This window comes from Bacillus sp. JJ675, from assembly GCF_036963165.1.
Taxonomy (GTDB): Bacteria; Bacillota; Bacilli; order Bacillales; family Bacillaceae; genus Bacillus; species Bacillus glycinifermentans.
The window spans coordinates 1-20,364 of record NZ_JBALMR010000070.1; the positions used below are offsets into that span (position 1 = coordinate 1).

18 protein-coding genes are annotated in these 20,364 nt (G+C 48.8%); 7 read left to right on the forward strand and 11 right to left on the reverse strand.

The features are described from left to right. Positions 1–33: 33 nt before the first annotated feature. Positions 34–486, reverse strand: coding sequence for a GNAT family N-acetyltransferase (locus tag V7126_RS17760; protein WP_046130855.1), 453 nt, complete (start codon positions 484–486; stop codon positions 34–36). A gap of 102 nt (positions 487–588) precedes the next feature. Between V7126_RS17760 and V7126_RS17765 the strand changes: the two genes are divergently transcribed. Continuing rightward, complete coding sequence (locus V7126_RS17765; RefSeq protein ID WP_046130856.1) at positions 589–2,082, forward strand: amidase; 1,494 nt, start codon at positions 589–591, stop codon at positions 2,080–2,082. 36 nt (positions 2,083–2,118) lie between these two features. On the opposite strand, the gene pepF is transcribed toward V7126_RS17765, so the two are convergent. Both pepF and V7126_RS17775 read right to left on the reverse strand, forming a co-directional pair. Beyond that, a complete protein-coding gene (gene pepF / locus V7126_RS17770; RefSeq protein ID WP_046130857.1) occupies positions 2,119–3,939 on the reverse strand; it encodes an oligoendopeptidase F in 1,821 nt (606 codons plus the stop codon). 114 nt (positions 3,940–4,053) lie between these two features. Then, positions 4,054–4,323: a GlsB/YeaQ/YmgE family stress response membrane protein gene (locus V7126_RS17775; RefSeq protein ID WP_046130858.1), complete on the reverse strand. Its 270-nt coding sequence runs from the start codon at positions 4,321–4,323 to the stop codon at positions 4,054–4,056. Positions 4,324–4,520: 197 nt separating this feature from the next. Here V7126_RS17775 and V7126_RS17780 point away from each other — a divergent pair, with 197 nt between their 5' ends. Next, a complete protein-coding gene (locus V7126_RS17780) occupies positions 4,521–6,236 on the forward strand; it encodes a serine hydrolase (RefSeq protein WP_335498022.1) in 1,716 nt (571 codons plus the stop codon). A 46-nt stretch (positions 6,237–6,282) separates the two neighbouring features. Here V7126_RS17780 and V7126_RS17785 read toward each other — a convergent pair whose 3' ends face one another. The 3 genes from V7126_RS17785 to V7126_RS17795 form a co-directional block, all read right to left on the reverse strand. After that, the gene (locus V7126_RS17785; RefSeq protein ID WP_046130860.1) at positions 6,283–7,611 is read right to left on the reverse strand and encodes a (Fe-S)-binding protein; all 1,329 of its coding nucleotides are present in this window, start codon (positions 7,609–7,611) and stop codon (positions 6,283–6,285) included. Further along, positions 7,608–9,020, reverse strand: a complete 1,413-nt coding sequence (glcD, locus tag V7126_RS17790) for a glycolate oxidase subunit GlcD (protein ID WP_046130861.1) — start codon at positions 9,018–9,020, stop codon at positions 7,608–7,610. The genes V7126_RS17785 and glcD overlap by 4 nt, the downstream gene beginning before the upstream one ends. 117 nt (positions 9,021–9,137) lie before the next feature. Further along, positions 9,138–10,082: a trypsin-like serine peptidase gene (locus V7126_RS17795; protein ID WP_046130862.1), complete on the reverse strand. Its 945-nt coding sequence runs from the start codon at positions 10,080–10,082 to the stop codon at positions 9,138–9,140. A 169-nt stretch (positions 10,083–10,251) separates the two neighbouring features. Between V7126_RS17795 and V7126_RS17800 the strand changes: the two genes are divergently transcribed. The 3 genes from V7126_RS17800 (at position 10,252) to V7126_RS17810 (ending at position 13,614) form a co-directional block, all read left to right on the forward strand. Further along, the gene (locus V7126_RS17800) at positions 10,252–11,025 is read left to right on the forward strand and encodes a glucose 1-dehydrogenase (RefSeq protein ID WP_046130863.1); all 774 of its coding nucleotides are present in this window, start codon (positions 10,252–10,254) and stop codon (positions 11,023–11,025) included. A 93-nt stretch (positions 11,026–11,118) separates the two neighbouring features. Continuing rightward, entirely contained in the window at positions 11,119–12,129 is a 1,011-nt protein-coding gene (locus tag V7126_RS17805; protein WP_052948521.1) for a DUF1835 domain-containing protein, read from the forward strand. Positions 12,130–12,216: 87 nt separating this feature from the next. Next, the gene (locus V7126_RS17810) at positions 12,217–13,614 is read left to right on the forward strand and encodes a YcdB/YcdC domain-containing protein (RefSeq protein WP_065894718.1); all 1,398 of its coding nucleotides are present in this window, start codon (positions 12,217–12,219) and stop codon (positions 13,612–13,614) included. Positions 13,615–13,686: 72 nt separating this feature from the next. Here V7126_RS17810 and V7126_RS17815 read toward each other — a convergent pair whose 3' ends face one another. Together V7126_RS17815 and V7126_RS17820 are read right to left on the reverse strand one after the other, a co-directional pair. Further along, positions 13,687–14,367: a hypothetical protein gene (locus V7126_RS17815; RefSeq protein WP_046130915.1), complete on the reverse strand. Its 681-nt coding sequence runs from the start codon at positions 14,365–14,367 to the stop codon at positions 13,687–13,689. 50 nt (positions 14,368–14,417) lie between these two features. Continuing rightward, on the reverse strand, positions 14,418–15,260 hold the full coding sequence (locus V7126_RS17820; RefSeq protein WP_099047014.1) for a sulfurtransferase: 843 nt from the start codon (positions 15,258–15,260) through the stop codon (positions 14,418–14,420). 158 nt (positions 15,261–15,418) lie between these two features. Here V7126_RS17820 and V7126_RS17825 point away from each other — a divergent pair, with 158 nt between their 5' ends. Beyond that, positions 15,419–15,847 carry a cell wall hydrolase gene (locus V7126_RS17825; RefSeq protein ID WP_046130865.1) on the forward strand — a complete coding sequence of 143 codons (429 nt, stop codon included), beginning with the start codon at positions 15,419–15,421 and terminating at the stop codon, positions 15,845–15,847. A gap of 48 nt (positions 15,848–15,895) precedes the next feature. Here the strand turns inward: V7126_RS17825 and V7126_RS17830 are convergent, their stop codons facing one another. Continuing rightward, entirely contained in the window at positions 15,896–16,891 is a 996-nt protein-coding gene (locus V7126_RS17830) for an LLM class flavin-dependent oxidoreductase (protein WP_065894148.1), read from the reverse strand. 323 nt (positions 16,892–17,214) lie between these two features. Here V7126_RS17830 and V7126_RS17835 point away from each other — a divergent pair, with 323 nt between their 5' ends. Continuing rightward, positions 17,215–18,567 (forward strand): PcsB-like coiled-coil domain-containing protein, encoded by a 1,353-nt coding sequence (locus V7126_RS17835; protein ID WP_046130867.1) that lies wholly within the window; start codon positions 17,215–17,217, stop codon positions 18,565–18,567. Positions 18,568–18,615: 48 nt separating this feature from the next. Here the strand turns inward: V7126_RS17835 and V7126_RS17840 are convergent, their stop codons facing one another. Both V7126_RS17840 and V7126_RS17845 read right to left on the reverse strand, forming a co-directional pair. Then, complete coding sequence (locus tag V7126_RS17840) at positions 18,616–19,428, reverse strand: ABC transporter permease subunit (RefSeq protein ID WP_046130868.1); 813 nt, start codon at positions 19,426–19,428, stop codon at positions 18,616–18,618. After that, positions 19,425–20,312: an ABC transporter ATP-binding protein gene (locus tag V7126_RS17845; RefSeq protein WP_046130869.1), complete on the reverse strand. Its 888-nt coding sequence runs from the start codon at positions 20,310–20,312 to the stop codon at positions 19,425–19,427. Before V7126_RS17845 ends, V7126_RS17840 begins: the two co-directional genes overlap by 4 nt. Positions 20,313–20,364: the final 52 nt, after the last annotated feature.

Here is a 20,364-nt window from a genome sequence, read left to right on the forward strand (position 1 = left end):
ACTTTTGGGGGTCACTTCAGAGCCGGCAGCTTTTTATATGTCCATCGATAAACGGATCATATCGATGCAGGCGATGCCGTTTTCGTAAATGGGCTCTTGATAATGCCTGATAAAGAAATCGCGGTCAACGCCTGTAATTCTAAATCCGCATTTTTGATAGAGCGCCAGCTGTGAAATGCTTGAATTGCCTGTGCCGATTTCGATCGTTTTAAAGCCCTGGGATTTTGCGGTTTGCAGGGCATGCTTAATTAACGCTTTTCCGATGCCCCTGCCTTGCCATTCTTCGGTCACGGCAATGTTGACCAGTTCAGCCGTTTCCGGCCTTGTCGGAATCAAAACGTAGACGCCGATGATCTGCCGGCCGGCTTCGGCTATATAGCACTGTCCTCTTTTGGCGTAGTCTTTCACCAATTTCTCCGAAGGGTCCGCAGACAGCAGCAAATCCAGCGGCAGCGGGCTTTCTGAAGGAAGTTTTCTGATTTTCATACAGCATTCTCCTTTTCCTTAATCATAGTCAAACCATTGAATTCCCGGGACGGCTCGGGCAAAATAGTAAACACAAGCGAACCGAGAAGAGAGGGAACTGGCATGAACGTATCTGAATATATGGCGCATGACGCCGTTCGTTTATCTAAGCTTATCAAAAAAAAGGAAGTATCGGCGAAAGAATTGGTTGAGGCTGCTTTTGCGCGTTTGGAAGAAGTAAACCCGCACCTCCATGCGGTGATTCGGACGAGAAAAGAAAAAGCAGTCAATGACATCAGCCGGATTGATATTTCCCGGCAGCCGTTTGCCGGCGTACCCATCCTTTTAAAGGATATTTCGCAGGCGGTGAAGGACGAGCCTTTGACGGCCGGTGCAAAGCTGCTGAAAGACTATATTCCGAAGCGGGATTCAAATTGGGTCGCCAGGCTGAGGGAAGCCGGCTTCTTGTTTATCGGGCATACGAATACGCCCGAATATGGACTGAAAAACATTTCTGAGCCTGAATTGTACGGGCCGTCAAGAAACCCTTGGAATGTTGCGCATTCGCCGGGAGGCTCAAGCGGGGGATCGGCAGCTGCGGTCGCATCGGGAATCGTGCCTGTGGCGGGTGCGAGCGACGGCGGAGGGTCCATCAGGATTCCGGCTTCTTTTACCGGGCTTTTCGGATTGAAGCCGACCCGGGGCAGAACGCCTGTTGGGCCCGGAGCAGGAAGGCAGTGGCAAGGTGCGTCCATCGATTTCGCCCTTTCGCGGACCGTCAGAGACAGTGCCGCTTTGCTCGACATTCTCCAGGTTATCCAGCCTGAAGCTGCTTTTCAAGCACCGTTATTTCCCGGAAGCTATTTGGAAGATATGAAAAAAGGGGCTGAGAGCCCTTTGAAAATCGCGTTTTCTACAGAGTCCCCCGTCGGGACGCCTGTTAGCGAGGAGGCAAAACGCGCTGTCCGCAAAACCGTCGCATGGCTGGAAGCCCAGGGGCATCATGTTGAGGAACAGGCGCATGACGTCGATGGCCTCCGCTTGATGGAAAACTATTATTTGATGAACTGCGGAGAAATTTCAGCGATGATTGCAGGGATGGAAAAAACGCTCGGAAGGCCGATTACCGCGGAGGATGTTGAAATCGTCACATGGGTGCTGAATGAAGCCGGCAAAAAAGTGACGGCAGCGGAGTTTACGGCAAGCCTCGCTTCATGGGACAAAGCGGCCGCACAAATGGCGGCATTTCATCAGAAATTTGACTTGTACGTTACACCGGCAACGGCTTACCAGGCTCCGAAGGTCGGCGAGCTGACCCATACGCAAAAGGAAGCCGAAGCGCTGATGAAGGTAAGCGGCATGGAAAAAAGCGACCAGCAGGCGCTGGTATATGAGATGTTTTTGAAGAGCCTCACATACACACCGTTCACACAGCTTGCAAACCTGACCGGGCAGCCGGCGATGAGCGTTCCGGTGCATCTTACAAAAGACGGGCTTCCGCTCGGTGTTCAGTTTATGGCGCCAAAGGGAAAAGAACATTGGCTGCTTCGGATGGCCCATGCATTGGAGCAGACGGATTTATGGATCGGCATGAAAGGAAATCCGATGTTTGCTTAAAGGAGACTAAAAAGAACGGCCGGAAATCGGCCGTTCTTAGTTTTTCTCATAAAGCGCTTCAAGCTCATCGACCAGGGAGCCGACATATGCGACAGCCCGGCGGATCGGCTCGTCCGTCGACATATCGATGCCTGCCTCCTTTAAGAGGTCGAGCGGTTTCATCGTTCCGCCGGCTTTCAGGACGTTCAGCCATCTGTCCACCGCAGGCTGGCCTTCTTTTCTGATCATTTGCGAGACGAGCGTTGAGGCTGTCAGCTCTGCCGAATATGTGTAAGGGTAAAGTCCCATATAGTAGTGAGGCTGGCGCATCCATGTCAAGCTTGCTCCTTCGTCAAGCTCTGCGTCGTCGCCCCAGAATTCGGAAAGCACTTCCATTGTTTGTCCGGATAAAACGGACGCGGTAAGAGCGGCTCCCTGCTCAGCCATTTGATAGACTCTGCGCTGGTATTCCCCTTCAAGCAGATGGGTGACGAAATTATGATAATAGGTTCCCATCAGCTGATTGATCACCCAGCGCTTCATTTTCAGATCGTTTGTTTTCGAGAGAAGGTGCTGGGCGAGAAGCATTTCGTTCATGGTCGAAGGCGCTTCAATGAAATAGCGAGACGGGCGGACGTTCATGATTCTCTGGTGTTTGTTTGCGAAATGAAAATGGCCGGCATGGCCGAGTTCATGCGCAAGGGTAAAGACATCCCGCATCGTATCCGTCCAGGTCATCAGGATGTAAGGGTGAACGCCGTACGGACTTGAACAAAACGCTCCAGTTGATTTGCCGATATTGTCGGCCAGGTCGACCCATCTTCCGGTCAAGGCCGTTTCCATGACTTGTACATATTCAGTCCCCATCACGCGCAATGCCTCAATGATCATGCTGCGCGCTTCCGCAAAGGAGGTTTTCGGTTGAAATTCATGATCCAGCGGGGCCTGCAAATCGCAAAAACGCATTTGATCAAGGCCCAGCACCCGTTTTTTCAGGCGGGCATACCGGCGCATATGCGGCCGAAGCTCATTTTTAATGACATCAAGCTGATTATGATACATATCGAGTGTCACGTTTTGCGGTTTCAGAAGCATATGGGTAACCGATTCATAGCCGCGCAGCCGCGACAGGCTGACCTGTTTTTTGACTTCTGTTTCATAGACTGCGGCAATCGTGTTTTGATACAGTTTCAATGTATCGGCAAAGGAGTCGAAGGCTTTTCTGCGAATGTCCGTGTCGGGAGAAAACATATATTTTCCCTCGTATAAAGCAAAGGAGTTGGCCAGCTCATGTCCGTTTTGATCTTCAATCGGAGCGAAGCGCATGTCGGCGAGCTTCGCCATTCCAAAAATTTTATAGGGCGCCTCATGCACTTCGCCCAATGCGGCCAGCGCTTCTTCCGTTTCCGGCGAGAGCTTGTAGGTTTTTCGTTCCAGCATCTCTGTCAGCATTTTCCGGAAAGGCCCGAGTCCTTTTTCGCTCTTTATGTAAGCTTCAATTGCATGCTCGGGAAGGCTGAGAATTTCTGACTCGATAAATGACAAGGCTGTATTGATTCGCGCCTGCAGCGCGGCTGTTCTTGAGGCGTTTGCTTGGTTGACTGGATTCGTGAGATCTTCGGATTTTTTGAGGTGGGTATAGGTCATGGCCCGGGTCATGCGTTCCATGAGCTTTTCCTGCAATGTTAAACATTCTAAAAGGGTTCCTGCTCCTTCGTGAAGCCTGCCTTTATAAGCGGCAATTGCCGGAAGGCCGCGTTCAATCTGAAGCAGTTCCGCTTCCCAGGCTTCATCTGAGGGGAATAAATCCGTCAGCTTCCATGTCAGCTCTTTCGGCACTTCTGAACGTTTCCATCTTGTTTCCGCCGTTTTTTCCAATATACGTCCTCCATTTCAAATCATTTCGTATTCCTAATTAATTATATAAGAGATGGAGGGTGAATGAAATCAATAAAAAACGACGGCTTTTGACCAAGCCGCCTTAATATTGGTTTATTGGGCGCCGCTTTTTCTGCCGCCGGTGCTTCTCATAATCAGGCTGACGATAAAGATCAGGATGATCGCGCCAATCAGGGCAGGGATGATATGAAAGCCTCCGACTGTCGGGCCCCACCGCCCCAAAATCGCGGATCCAAGCCATGAACCGATAAACCCGGCGATAATATTGCCGATGATTCCTCCCGGCACATCCCTTCTGATGATCAGGCCCGCAAGCCAGCCTAAAATACCTCCGATAATTAAAGACCATATAAAACTAAACACGTTTATAAATACCTCCTTAGGTTTCAGCGCGTTTTTTGCTTTCAACGTTAGCTTCTGAAATCTTTTAAAAAATATACAAAATTTTTCCGAATGACCGGGTATTGAAACCATTCAGGAAATCAAACGTATGACCTACAGGACGGATTTTTACACATCAGGAAAAGACACGGGATCCAGGCAAAGAGAGGAGCTGTCATATGAAACATTCACGAAAAGAATGGAAGGGCTTTCGCAGTTTTGTTTTGCAAAAAATGAAGGAATGGAACGTGCCCGGAGCGGCGATCGCGGTGGTAAAGGACGATGAGGTCATCATGGCGGAAGGCTTCGGTTTTAAGGACAAGGAACAGAAATTAAAAGTGAACCCTGAGACGGTGTTTGCGATCGGATCGGCGACGAAAGGTTTCACAACCGCCGGTATGGCGATTCTGGCCGATGAGGGAAAAATGGATTGGGATCTGCCGGTCAGGGAATACCTTCCCGAATTCAAGATGCATGACCCGGTTGCGACCGAACGGCTGACTCCGCGGGATTTGGCATGCCACCGTTCAGGCCTGCCGAGGCATGATATGATGTGGTACAATTCCCCCTTTTCCAGGGAAGAGATATTTCAGCGGCTTCGTTATTTGGAGCCGAATCGCGATTTCCGGGCGAAATGGCAATACCAGAATCTGATGTTCATGACGGCGGGCTATTTGACAGGGAGAATCGCCGGAACGACGTGGGAGGATTTTATTCACGAGCGTCTGTTCAAGCCGTTGAATATGAAGTCAAGCAATTTTTCGGTGGAAGACATGCAGAAGCTTCAAGACTATGCGCTTCCGCATCAGGAAAAAAACGAAAAAATTGAAAAAATGCCTTTTCGCAATATTAATGCAATCGGCCCCGCCGGTTCGATCAATTCGAATGTGCTGGATATGGCCAATTGGGTGCGGCTCCATCTCGGCAGCAGCAAATTCAGCGGGATTATATCGGAGGGAAGCCTCAATGAGCTGCATACGCCGTGTATATCATGCGACCAAATGTTCAAAGAGAATGAGTTTCCGATGGCAGGCTATAGCCTCGGCTGGTTTGTCGAGCCTTACCGGGGACATCATATGATTCACCACGGGGGAAATATCGATGGCTTTTCATCGCTGGTATGCTTCATGCCTTACGAAAACATCGGCGCCGTCATCCTGACGAATTTAAACGGCAGCGTGCTTCCGAATTTGCTTGCCTACAATATCTTTGACCGATTGCTCGGCCTTGATGAAATCGACTGGAGCGGCAGACTGAAAGGCGAGACGGAAAAGATCAAGAAAGCGGCCTTGGGAGTGGACCGGTCCGCCGATATCAGCAGAATCGAAGGAACGGAGCCTTCGCATGCTCTTGAGGACTATGCCGGAATTTATGAGCATCCGGGCTACGGAGAATTGAAAATAGAGCTTAAGGACGGAGCATTGCAAGCACTGTACAATTCGTTTGTCATGCCTTTGCAGCATTACCATTACGATACATTCGAAATGAAACTGGAACTTACCGGGGCGACGATGCTGTCTTCGTTTGACGCCGATTTGCACGGATATATCAGCAGCTTTTCTGTACCGTTTGAAATGGCGGAAGGTGCGAAGGAAATTGAATTTATCAGAAAGCCTGATCAGCAATTGTCCGATCCCGAATTTCTCGAATCGCTCACCGGGAAATATACGCTGGAAGACGGGACAGAACTGGCCGTTTCCCTTAGAGGCGCGAAGACTCTCTGGGTTTCGCTGCCCGGACAGCCTGATTACGAGCTTGTTCCATACCGCGAGATGACATTTCAAATCAAAAATCTCCAGGGATTCAGCGTGCGCTTTGAAGCCGACGATTCCGGACAGGTGAAGGGCCTTCGGTTTATACAACCGAACGGCGACTTCCCTGCTGTCCGGAAATAGCGGCAGACACGTTTCGATTTATTTCCCGAGAAATATACACGAGACGCTAACTTGGCTCTCCTGCGGCTTCTAATAATAAGTCTGCGAGATGGACGGCTCTCACCTCGTTTCCAAGGCCTTCCCGTTCAATGCCTAGCTTCATTTGCAGCAGGCAGCCGGGATTTGCGGTGACGATCGTTGCCGCTTTGGTCGCTTTTGCCGCCTCCATTTTGGCGTCAAGAATTTTCATCGACATAACTGATTCGACAATATTGTAAATTCCAGCTGAGCCGCAGCAGCTTTCCGCATGTTTCATTTCCCTATATTCAGCGCCTTTGATGCCGCGGAGAAGCTTTCTTGGTTCAGCGGAAGTTTTCATCACATTCCGCAAATGGCATGAGTCTTGATATGTCACGATTTGGCTCGGAAGCTCGAGGGGGTTTTGCCCGAAATCCAGTTCCAGAAGGACGGAGGAAAAATCCCTCAGCTTTTGTGAAAAAACCTTTGCCCGTTCCCGCCACTCCGGCTCATCCCTTAGGAGATGCTCATACTCTTTTAAAAACGCCCCGCAGCCTCCCGCATTTGTTACGATATAATCTGCGTTTATATTCTCGAACGCCCGGATGTTCCGTTTGGCCAACCCGACGGCCTGCTCCTTCTCACCGCTGTGCCCGTGAAGGGCGCCGCAGCATGCCTGCTGCTCGGGAATGACGATCTCGCATCCCGACAGCCGGAGGAGCTTAATGGTCGCCATATTTGTATCTAAAAACAACGTATCCATCAGACAGCCTGAGAAAAAAGCGGCCCGTTTCCTGCGCTTGCCGATCGGCGGAAGGAGGTTCGGGCGGCTCTTCAGCCGCTTCAGATCCGGCACTTTAGGCAGAACGCTTTCCATTTTTGCGAGGTGATCGGGCAGCATCCGCAGCATTCCTGATTTCCGAACCGCACTCTGCAGCCCTGAACGCTGATAGATGCCGAGCATCCCGGTCAGCGCCCGAACGCGGTTTTGGTGCGGGAAAAGCCCTTTAAAAACTGCATTGCGAAGCATCCTTGCCGGAAGACGGTGTTTTTTATTTTGCTGAATGATGTCCCTCGCCTCTTCTAATAGGCGGCCGTAGTTGACGCCTGAGGGACATACGGGTTCACATGCCCGGCAGCCGAGGCAAAGCTCAAGGGAACGTTCGACATCTTCGTCAGGTTCAATGACTCCATCTGCGACGGCTTTCATTAAGGCGATGCGCCCGCGGGGAGAATGGCTTTCCTGAAAGCCTGATTCTATGTAGGTCGGGCAGGAAGGCAGACAAAATCCGCAGCGCATGCAGTTCAGCAGCTCTTCTTCATCCATCCGCTCGTGAAACTGCTGCTGAATGGCCTTTTTTTCTTTTGATGTCGTCATTTTGACACCACCACCCGTTTGCGGGAATCTTTTGCGAAAACCTTGCCCGGATTCATAATGTTGTTCGGATCAAAAGCTTGCTTCACTGCTCTCATTGCATTCACTCCCGCTTCGCCGAGTTTAAGTTCGAGATAAGGGGCTTTCATTTCGCCGACGCCGTGCTCGCCGGTAATCGTGCCGCCAAGCTCAACGGCTTTTTTGAAAATGTCGGCAAAGGCCCGTTCGACCCGTTCCATTTCCTCTGTGTTCCGCACATCTGTCGTGCATGTCGGATGAAGGTTTCCGTCTCCCGCATGGCCGAACGTGCAAATGGTAAGATCATATTGTTCGGCAATGCGGTTGATCGCTTTCACCATGGCGGCAATGGCTGACCGGGGAACCGTGGCATCTTCCAGGATGGTGGTCGGCTTTAAGCGGGCCAAGGCGGAAAGCGCAGCGCGCCGGGCGTTGCGGAGGTCTTCAGCTTCCGCTTCTGTTTTCGCCGTTTGCACGGATACGGCGTTCCCCTTTTTGCAAATCTCTTCAATAATGCTGATGTCACGGCTGACGGTTTCTTCTGCGCCGTCCTGTTCGATCAGAAGGACGGCTTTGGCGTGAACCGGAAGGCCGATTTTGGCGAAGTCTTCGATGACCTGAAGAGTAGGCTGATCAAGAAATTCTAGTGTTGTCGGAATGATTTTGCAGGCGACGATGTTGGATACGGTCTTGGCTGCGGAATCGATATCTTCATAGAGGGCGAGGACGGTTTTCTTTGTTTCAGGAGCCGGGATTAATTTCAGTGTCGCTTCGGTGATGATGCCCAATGTCCCTTCAGAGCCGACAAACAGGCGCGTCAGGTCATAGCCGGCAACGTCTTTTGCGAGCTTTCCGCCGGTGCGGATGATATCGCCGTTTGCCAGCACTATTTCTAAAGCCATGACATAATCGCGGGTCACTCCATATTTCAGGCCGCGCAGCCCCCCTGAGTTTTCGTTGATATTTCCGCCGATCGTCGAAATCTTCATTGAGCTCGGGTCAGGCGGATAAAACAAGCCTTTTTCTTCTGCTGCTTGTATCAAGTCAAGAGTAATCACACCGGGCTGGACGGTCATGGTCAGATTTTCTTCATCGATTTCCAGGATCTGATTCATATGCTTGAACAAGAGGACAATCCCGCCTTCGGTCGGGCATGTGCCTGCGCAGAGATTGGTACCGGAGCCGCGCGGCACAACCGGAATGCGGTGGGTGTTGCAAAGCTTCAAAATGCGCGACACTTCATCGGTGCAGCGCGGTGCGACGACCGCATCAGGCATTGATTGGTATTGCGGCGTCGCATCATAGGAATAGACAAGGCGTCCTGCATTCGAATCATCATAGTTTTCCGGGCCGACGATGTTCATCAATTGCGATTTGATTTGTGCAGATATCATCAGTCATCACATCCTTTACCAACCATTATACAAAATGAAACGCTTTCAAAACATCGCTCTTTTATACTTCCAAACTGAAAAAACCCGTTCCATGAGGAAACGGGTTGTGTAATGGTGTTACTGTGCGCTGTTTTTCCAGCTTGTGAAATTATCAAATACTTCTTTCGTAATGCGGGTGCCTCTGTTGTAAGAGGACCCTCCGTATACGCCGTTCGTATGAACCGCCAGCGAGCATGGGCCGCTGCAGTTTGTCCTTGAACTGCTTTTCTCATATACCGGAGAACCGCTTTGACCTCCGTATGTGTCGATCGCATATTGCAGTTTATACGTTTCTGAAAGAGCGATCGTTCCGGACATTTGCCATTGGGTGCCTGTTGTTTTGTCTCCGGGATATCCGCTTATGGTCACGTTTGCCCCTGCAAGCGATGAAGCGGTGTATGAATATCCGAAATAGCCGACGGTATTGCCGATCGGCTGGCTGAGCTCGATCGCTGCGTAGTCATAATTGGAATTTCCGCTCTGCCAACCCGACGGGATGAAATAGCGGGTCGATGTAACAGATCCGTAAGGGTAAGCTGAACCGTTGCGTCCCGGAGAAACGGTGGCGGTTCCCGCGAATGATCGGCTTGCCGTGTCATAGACGCAGTGCCCGGCCGTTGCTACCGTTTTCGGTCCGATCAGCCAGCCTGTGCATGAGCCGATGCTGCTTGAAATATGGACGATTGCTCTGTATGGGAAGGCCGTTGTATCAGTCACCCTTGTCCGTTCATCTGAGCCGATTACCGATTTAGGGCTGTAAGGCGGGCCGGCGGGCGATTCTTTTTTCGGTTTGGCCTGGACGGAGCCGCCTGGTGTTCCGGTTCCTTTGAAGGCTTTCGAATAGGCGCCGTTATTGTCAATTTTTATGTTGGGATCATAGGTGGAGCCGGGCTTGTACGAAGGGTCGCTGGAGACTGGGCTATGCGGCGATGATGCAGCTTGTGCAGAGTAAATGCCCGAAGAAAAAATAGAAATTCCAATGAGTCCGGCAATGAAAACGCGTGAAACACCATTTTTCGCCATCAAAACATCACTTCCTTATTTTATTTTCAAGTAAGATATTAGCAAAATAATTCTGAATCTTCCATATTTTAAAGAAAGATCATGCTAAAGATCCATTTTCGTTTTTATAACGGTCATGCAGGGTAATAGAATGGTAGAAAACGAGAAGACATGCAAGGAGGGCTTTAGCGTGTACAATGATTTGAAAGGGAAAACGGCAATCGTCACAGGCTCCTCAAAAGGAATCGGAAAAGCGATTGCAGAACGGTTTGGGAAAGAAAAGATGAATGTGATTATTAATTATCACAGCGATCCCGCCGGTGCTATGGAAACCGTTGATCATATTAAACAAAGCGGAGGAAACGCTCATGCGGTTGGCGCTGATGTCTCAAAGGAGGAGGGCGTGAAGGCGCTTCTTGAAGCTGCTGTTCAACATTTCGGCACGATTGATGTCATGGTGAATAATTCGGGATTCAACGGCAAAAACGCACTCCCGCACGAACTAAGTCTTGACGATTGGAAAAAGGTGATCGACGTCAATTTAACAGGTGCATTTCTCGGCGCTAAAGAAGCGATTCGATACATGCTGGAGCACGGCAAAAAGGGAAGCATACTCAATATATCCAGCGTTCATCAGCAAATTCCGAGACCGACAAACGTTCAATATTCGGCTTCCAAAGGCGGAATGAAGCTGCTGACTGAAACGCTGGCCATCAACTATGCCGAAAAGGGCATCCGCATCAACGCCATCGCTCCGGGAACGATCGCAACCGAAAGCAATGACGATCTGGAGGGAAGCCATAAAGCGGCACAGTTAAGGAAGATTCCGATGAATGCATTTGGAACACCTGAACAAGTCGCCCAAGCGGCGGCATGGATCGTTTCGGATGAGGCGTCTTACGTCACCGGCGCGACATTGTTTGTTGACGGCGGCATGACGCTGTATCCTTCGCAATTGGAGTAGGACTTTTTTCGAAAACCGGAAACCGGGTTTTGATATTCTATTGGAACATGAGAGAATAAACCCGGTACAGCGTTTTCGAAGGGAGAGATTTTCATGGTGGAGGAACTGAAGAAAAACATTAGCAGACTAACCGAACAGGAAGCGAAAAGCATTTTGCTGAACATGCTGATAACGATTGAAATGCAGCAGGATGGGGGCGTTCCAAAAGACGAGTTTTGTGAACGGATGATCGATTTTTTTGATGAATTCAAGAAAAGAGGGGATCAGCCGCCAAGAAAGCATGATGTTCAAGCCATTCACATCGTGTTTGGCCTTTCTGTTGCCGGCAGCTTAAAAATGGCGCTCAAACAAGCCGGGAAAGCCGATCAAGAAGACATCATCGCCTTCCCCGGCATATTGTCAATCGGTCCGCTTTCCCGGCTTGAAACAAAAGAAGGCCGAATGAAGCGCTATGAATGGATGAAAGAGCACTTCAACGATTATGATGATGAATTGAAAGAACAATATAACCGCTTTGAAGAGGAAATATATCGACTGGACGGCATTCAGGAGCATGTTCCCGTCATTATCTGGGCGGGAGATAATGCCCATGAGCAAACCGGGCTCAGGTTTGCGCTCAAATTATTGCATCACAAAACAAACGATATATTTCACCTCAATACATCTTCAAAGGGTGCTATCGTTTATAGGCATTCAGGCGAAATCCTCCCTGACAAACTCGGAGTTTTGTATGAAAAAAGAGCCTTCAAATCCCGGATGTCTCAAGGCGGGAAGCTTCGTTATCTTATGGAATGGGAAGAACTTTCAGGAAGTAAAAACGTATTAAGAACGTGGAAAAATAAAAAAATCAAAAGTGAAGAAGAGAACTTTTTCGATGCGTTGATTATTGATAGAGCAACAAAGCTCCAGAATCGCCATTCAAAAAAGGATTTTATCATTTGTACGAGGGTCGTTGGGGAGGTTCTCGGCCATCTGGATGAATACATCGGCGATGAATTTATCGAATATCGAATCCGGGAGCTGATTTATAAAGGGGTATTTGAGATAAAAGGGGTACCTAAAGCGATGAGATATTACAGTGTCAGACTGGCATCATTCATCTGAATATCAATCAAATCCAATTTTTTGAAACTATTAAAAGGCCCTTTCGTATAAATAATTGCGAAAAATAAAAGGAAAGGGAGATTGGATTTGAACGGTCAACAGTTAAAGCAAAAAGCTCATCATATCGGTGCTGTCCCTGAAAACTATCGGCTCATGGTCGAAGAGTGCTGTGAAGAAGAACAAGGCCGGGCTTTTTATGTTTGGGAGGATGCGGACAATCAAGATAAAGGCATTACAGTAGAATTGGATCAAGAAGGAAGGCTGATCAGTCTGACGAAAGAAGACGCTTCATTTAAAACATACACGGACACGCTTCCGGACGAACGCCTGCGGCAAAAGGCCCTGCAATTTGTCGAACGCCATTATCCACATGCAGCGGAAGCGTTTGTTTTTCAGGAGAAGAAAGTGACAGAAGACACTGTTCAATATTCATATGCCCAGACCGTTCTCGATCTTCCGCTGCCGCAAACGGGCTTTTCCGTGACGGTCGGAAGAAACGGAGAAGTAAAGAGATTCCGCTATGACGGCGGGACAGATTCGTTTGCTGTTCCAAAGCAGATCGTTGATAAGGAAACGGTGATCTCCCGTTATCTTGAGAGCGTTGAATTGAATCTTGCCATCGAAAAGATTCATCAGAATTTGTACAAGGGGGGAGACGATCGGCCGCATCTTGTTTATGAGGCGGATTTGCCGTTTTTGAGCCATCCTGCCGATTCGGCAGAGGAAATTGAAATGTTGCAAGTCTCAATGGATGGAGAAGAGACGGAAACAATACCGCTCCCTTTATTGCCTGAAGCTGAGCGTGACGCAGATATCAATGAAATGATCGGCTTCAGCTCTTCTCTTCGGAAAATTCGCGAAATCGATTTTGGAGATTCGATTGTAACCGTATGGCGTGAAGGAGGCGATCCTGAACCAACAGACTTTACCATGGCAGGCTTTTTCAAAGAGCGCAATCAAAATACGCTGAAAATCAAGAAAGATAAACAATCGGGAAAACTGAAGGGAATGTTCTCTTTTATTAAAGCGGAAGGACCTCCTGTTTTGACCGAAGAAGTATGCCTTCAAAGGGCGTTGCAATTTCTCTATCGGCTTTATCCGTGTGCCGGGGAGTTTTTCCGCATGCGCCCTTTGGGGAATGAAGACAACGGACAGAACGCCCATTTTCAATTTGATGTTCAATATGAAGGAATGCCATTAAGAGCGGAATTTGCAAACATTATCATCAACCGCGCGAACGGTCGCGTCATCGGGTTTTTCGGGCCCGAAATCGAACCGGAAACACTGAAAGAGATGAACCCGTCACCCGCTGTTTCAGCTGGAGAAGCAAAAGCTATTTTTGCAGAGGCTTTTGATGTGAAGCTGCAATGGGAGAGAGAATACAAACGGGAAAAAAATGATCATTACAGGCTCGTCTACCGCCCGATATCGCCCGTATTCATCGATGCTCATAACGGAGAAGTTTTTATAGGGAAAATGATTTAAGAAACGGATGATAATTGATTGCATCGACAACTGCGCCCGGCGCAAAAGCCAGGGCGAATGCAAACGCTGCATTCATGCATTTAGAAAAGCCGCCAATTCCTTCTCAGGTATGATCAGATTTCCGCCATAGACCAAATAGGAATGAAATCCCCACTCGCCATATGCCGCCAGATGGCTGCGTTCGGCTGTTTTATGTATCAGCGCCCATACTCCCAAATTACTTTGTGCGTTTGCATCCAGCAGGATCCAGTCGCCGTAGGTATAAACATGAGGAGGATCGAACGAATGAAAAAAATTCAAAGCCCCCGAACCATCGCGGGCGGGGAGGATGGAGCTGATGTTTTTCAGATAAACGGCATGGTGTATGTTGATTTTCACCCATGCCTTTTCTTCATTGCAGTCAATGACATGCTCCAGACTGAATTGGACAAATGCGGACCGATCAATTTCGGAGGGATAGCTGTCCCATCCGTTTAGACTGGAGCGTGCGGGCATGAACAACGTCCAGGACGTTTCGCCAATAGCCAAGTGAAACGGATGGGATGCTTGTATAATCCTTTCCTCCCCGGCAACCGGGGCTTGATCGGATCTAGCCCATATCCCCTCCTCCAAAGAAGGCACATTGCCGGTGAAATCGGACCATTCAATCCCTTCCTCAAAAGCAACCATTTCAAATTGGCTGCTTTCCATTTTCGGTTTCTCAGGCAACTGGTTGCATGCTGGACATTTAAAAGTTACGATGTCTTCGTTCACTTCCATCATTCTCCCCGGTAAAATTCTTCTAATCTGCAAAAAGCCTCCGGTTACTCCTCCCCGGTCGCCACCGGGTTATCAGCGTAACTGATCCAGTCGCTCCAGCTCCCGGCATACAGTTTTACATTCTTAAAGCCCGCTTCCTTTAATCCGAGCACATTCGGACAGGCTGAGACGCCTGATCCGCAATAGACGACGATTTCGCTTTTCGGATTTAATGATGCATAGTGCTGTTTAAGCTTTTCATGGCTCTTCCATTTGCCGTCTTCGCGCAAATTGCCTTTCCAAAAGTAGTTTTTGGCTCCGGGAATGTGGCCGGCCTTATGATCAAGCGGCTCGGATTCCCCCGCATATCTCGCTTTTTCCCGTGCGTCGATCAAGGTCGAACCCGGGCGGCCGATCCGTTCTCTCACCTGTTTTGCATCAAGGAGTTCATCTTCCTGAGGTTTTGGAATAAATTTGCGCGGAACGGGCTTCGGCACCTCTGATGTGATGTCATGCCCTTCTTTTACCCAGTTCGACAAGCCGCCGTCCAATACATAGACGCTTGTGTGGCCGAGATAGCGGAGCTGCCACCAGAAGCGCGCGGCGAACATGCCGCCGTTGTCATCATAGACGACAACGGCCGTCTTGTGATCGATGCCGATATCGCCAAGCATTTTCGCTATTGTTTCAGGCGCCGGCAGGGGATGCCTTCCTCCGTGTGTTCCGGTATCTCCCGATAAATCCCGCTCCAGATCAACGTAAACGGCTCCCGGAAGGTGCCCTTTCAAATACGCTTTTCGGCCCTCTTCAGGCTTTGATAAGTGAAAGCTTACATCGACGATAACCATTCGGTCCGGATCTTCCTTCAGCCGCTTTATGACCCAATCCGGGCTTACGATTGCTGACACGTGCACCACCCCGATTTCAATTTTTTACAATTCTGATTAACAGAAGAATATCCTGATTCCGCACAGGATGTCAAAGATAAGCCGTGAAACGATTTTAATGGTCATCACCTAAATCAAAAAGAATATGATAAAGATGACAGTAAAATGGGGGTGGCAAAATGGCAGTGGTTCAGGCTTCATCTAAAGACGTTACCCTTTTGGCAAGGCTTTTGAGAGCTGAAGCTGAAGGCGAAGGGGTTCGGGGAATGCTTCTTGTCGGAAACGTCGGAATCAACCGCATCAGAGCGAATTGTTCGGATTTTAAGGGGTTGCGAACCATTCGGCAGATGATTTTTCAGCCCCACGCCTTTGAGGCGGTAATACACGGATATTTTTATCAAAGGGCGAGGGACAAAGAAAGGCGCTTGGCCAGAAGGTCTATAAACGGGGAAAGGTACTGGCCCGCAAAATATAGTTTGTGGTACTTCAAGCCGGCGGGTGCATGCCCGGCTCAGTGGTATAACCAGCCGCATGTCGGACGCTATAAATCGCACTGTTTTTATGAGCCGAGAGCAGAAGAGTGCGAAAATGTTTACCGGATGTTTTAAAATCTGAAAATCCCTTTTCAAGCCATTTGAAAAGGGATTTTTGCTTTTTTATAAAAACAGCTCCGCCAGTCTTTCAAAAGACTGCTTTTTATCTTCAAAACGGTAAACGTTCGTCAACACCATCATCTCTTCCGTTTGGTAGCGCTCTGAGAGCTCCAGCAGCTTCTGCTTGACGGTTTTGGGCGAGCCGATCACCATGCGCCCTCGGTTTTTCTCAAGCTTCGCCTTATCGGCGGCCGTATAGGAGGCCGATTTTGCCTCTTCTATGCTTGGAACGCGGCTGTCCAGCCCTTTTTCCACCCGAAGCAGCCAAAGATCCTGGCTTAAACAGAGCTCTTCCGCTTTTTCATCGGTTTCGGCGCAGACGACAAAGACGGCGGCGAGAGAATGGGGTCTGTCAAAGAAAGGGGACGGCTGAAAGCGTTCGTGATAAGTTTTAAAGGCGCCTTCGCCTCTTTCCGGATTGATGAAATGGCCAAATACATATCCCGCGCCCATGCCGGCCGCCAGTTCCGCGCTGTTTTCCCCGAGCCCGAGCAGCCATGGACCTGGAGATGAAGCCGTAAGGGGAGCGGCCTTTATCCCGGCGTACTCATGATCAGAAGGGATGTCATCTGTCAGATAGTAGATCAAATCCCGAAGCTGCCTCGGAAAATCGTGCAGGCTCTTCTTTACTCCGTCTGTCAGCGCGAGACGCGTTTTTGCGGTTCCCCCGGGCGAGCGGCCCAGCCCGAGGTCGATCCGGCCGGGATACAGCGCTTCGAGCTGGCGGAAGGTTTCGGCTACTTTAAACGGGCTGTACTGCGGGAGCAGGACGCCGCCGGAACCGACGCGAATGTTCGAGGTCTTTGCTGCAATATGGGCGATTAAGATCTCGGGGGCAGTGCTTGCAAGCCCCCTTGTACTGTGATGCTCGGCAAACCAGTATCTTCTGTACCCCCATTCATCAGCCAATCCGGCCAGCTCGGCTGACTGCTTCAGCGCCGTATTCGGATCAGATCCTTTTGACACCGGAACCTGGTCTAAAATGCTGAGATGTAGCATGAGTCTTCGGACTTCCTTTCCTGTAAATTGAACGTCCAAATCGTGTAAAACCAGCATAGAAAATTATCGCTGCAAGGTCAAACAAACGAGCTGTTAACAGAATCAGTCAAAACATGACAGTCTTGAAATAAAAACGAAATATAAATGTAATATAACTTGGCACCTATTGTCGAAAATAGATGTTATAATAACGTCTGTACATCAGTTTGGAAGATTTTTATCATAGGACGTAAGTCTGGAAGATTTATTATTTAACATTTTAATATTTTCTCGAATTTACATAATGAAAAAACAAAAATACATAAAGGAAAGAGGAGTAGAAAGTGAAGAAAAAAGTTTATGCTTTTGGTTTAGCGTCGGTCCTTGGCACCGCCGGTCTATTTACCCCCTTTATGAACGACAATGCGTCAGCGAAAAGCGCATCAGAGCAAAAACAGGAAGTACAAAAAAAGCGTTCTGAAGTTGATTCAAGCATCGACAGCAAAAGACGGGAAATTGCAAAGCTTCAAGAGGAACAGCAAAAGCTTGAACAAAAGATGAAAGAGCTTGATGAAAAAGCGCTTGCTACAAGCAACAAAATCGAAGACAAAGAAGCTGAAAACAAAAAATTGAAAGAAGAAGTGGCCGCACTGAAAAAAGAAATCAAAGAAACGGAAAAAAGAATTGAAGAGCGCTCAAAGGTCATTAAAAAGCGCGTGCGCAGCCTGCAGGAAAGCGGCGGATCGCAAAGCTACATCAACGTTCTTCTCGGCGCGCAAAGCTTTGGCGATTTCATCAGCCGTGCGACTGCTGTTTCAACGATCGTAGATGCGGACAAAGACCTTCTTGATGAACAGGAAAAAGATAAAAACAAGCTTGAAAAAGCAATGTCTGATTTGAATACGAAACTGGACGAGATCCAAAAAACGCTTGCGGATCTGAAAAACCTTAAAAAAGACCTTGATGCACAGCTGAAGGAGCAGGACAACCTATCCAAACAGCTGCAAGCCAAGAAAGATAAAGCCGAATCAGAACTGAACGACCTGAAAAAAGAATCAGGCTCACTCACAAAAGAGGAAGCTGCGCTTGCGAAAAAAATCGCAGATGAAAAAGCAGCAGCTGCAGCCGCCGCCAAAGCTAAGGAAGAGTCAGCGAAAGCCAAAACATCCGAATCTTCATCAGATTCCGGATCAGTCAGCAAATCAAACGGATCTTCTGACAACGGTTCATCATCAAGCAGCAAAGCAAGAAAAAGCTCTTCACGCAGCTATTCTTCAGGTTCAGCTGTAAGCAACAACGGCAGTGCGATTGAAGTCGCGATCAGCACAGGATCAAGCATCGTCGGCCGTTCTCCGTACAAATGGGGAGGCGGACGCACGCAAGCTGATATCGATGCCCGCCGTTTTGACTGCTCATCTTTCGTTCGCTGGGCTTATGCTTCAGCAGGCGTAGAGCTTGGTTTCGGCGGTAACACTGACACGCTTCTCGGCAAAGGCCGCGCTGTCAGCCCGTCTAGCATGAAACGCGGAGACTTGGTTTTCTTCGACACTTATAAAACAAACGGCCATGTGGGAATCTATCTCGGAAACGGCCAATTCCTGAATGACAACAGCTCACGCGGAGTATCCATCGATTCCATGAGCAACCCTTATTGGAGAGCCCATTTCAGCGGAGTCGTAAGACGCGTCGTTGAATAAACAATAAACAAAAACCGCCGTCCTGAAAAGGAACGGCGGTTTTTTGCATTACAGCGGCAAATCGCGCTTTTTAAAGATCAAAATACCGGTCAAAAAAGCGGCTAAGCCGATGACTGAAAGAATAAGGGCGGCTTTCAATGTTTCGGCGCTGTCTCCTGCAATGTCGCCGGGCCTGAATAAAGAAAAGATAGAGAGATTTCTGAGCCATTCCGTCTTTTCGCTAAGCTTACCGATCAGATCCAGGCTGAAAAACAAAAATGTAATCATTCCGGATAGGCTGAGGGCTTTTTTCTCGTCATTTGAAGCGGCCGAAATGAAAAACGAAATGCCGCTGACCGCAAAAAAGAGCAAAAAGCCAAGCAGATTGATGAAAAGGAACCTGGATACATGAAAGTCGTATTCATCCCCGATCATCCATACATATCCGGCCAACCCGGCAATGGTTGTCACGGCCATAATGATAAACAGCCCGGTTGTTAAAACGGCGGCCTGTGTGAAAGCGACCTTTGCCCTTGTTGTCGGTGCTGACAGGATATAAGCCATTGCGCCCTGGTCAACCAGCTTTGCCAAAAGCTTTGTTGACAGCATGACGGCAAAGATCGAAAGGATAATGATAAAGATGAGTCCGTAATATTCCCCTGACATAAAGTCTTCCAGGCTCCCAAGCCCGTTTTCAAACCCGAAGGCGTTCAGAACTCCCTCCGGCATTGAGTTGATCATGTTCTCAAAATCCCCGGTATTTTTTGCAATGCTTGGATAGATGCCGAGAATCAAAAGGATATAAAACGCCGAACCTGCCGCATAGCTCATGATGCCTTTCACATTCGTTTTCATCATTTGTTTATACAGGGAGAGATTCACTTTGCTGCACCCTTTCTGTCATAGTAGTTCATAAACACTTCTTCAAGGCTTTGCGTCGACACATCAATATGGCGGACGCGATATTTTGCAGCCTCTTTTATAAACCGATCATGATTTCCCAAAACGGCGACCTTAACCCGGTTGCCTTGACGCGATTCGATTTGCAGGCCGGACTCGATGAAAGCCGGGATGTCCGCTTCGTTTTCAAACGTCACTTCAAACACTTTCCTCTGCATGGTCTGCAGCTCGTGAATATCTTTTACGGCGATGAGCCTGCCGTCTTTAATGATCGCGGCCCTGTCGCAGGTTCTTTCAATTTCCGGAAAGCTGTGGGAGGACATTAAAAACGTCGTCCCGTTCGCTTTTTCTTCGAGGACGATGTCAATAAACACTTTTTGCATCAACGGGTCAAGCCCTGATGTCGGTTCATCAAGGATGATCACTTCAGGACTATGCATAAAGGCGGCAACGATCCCCACTTTCTGCTTCATCCCTTTTGACATTTTTCTGATCGGGGTATGCACGTCGAATTGCAGGCGGTCGATCAGCTTATCGCGCTTCGCGGTATCTTTGATCTCCTGCATGTCAGCCATGAAATCGAGAAACGTCTTCCCCGTCATTCCCTCGATAAAAGCGATTTCTCCGGGAAGGTAGCCGATATGGCGCTGAATCTTACCTTGATGCTTCCGCACGTCCATTCCGTTTACCGTGATCTCGCCTTGATCAGGCCGCATAAACCCCATGATATGGCGGATGGTTGTCGACTTTCCGGCGCCGTTCGGGCCCAAAAATCCGAAAACCTCTCCTTTTTGAATGGAAAATGAAACATCAAATATGCCTTTTCCGTTCGGGAATGTTTTGGTCAATCCTTGAACTGTCAGCATTGGAACACCCTCCAAAGTGAAAAAGATGAAATATTTTTAATCATAAATTACA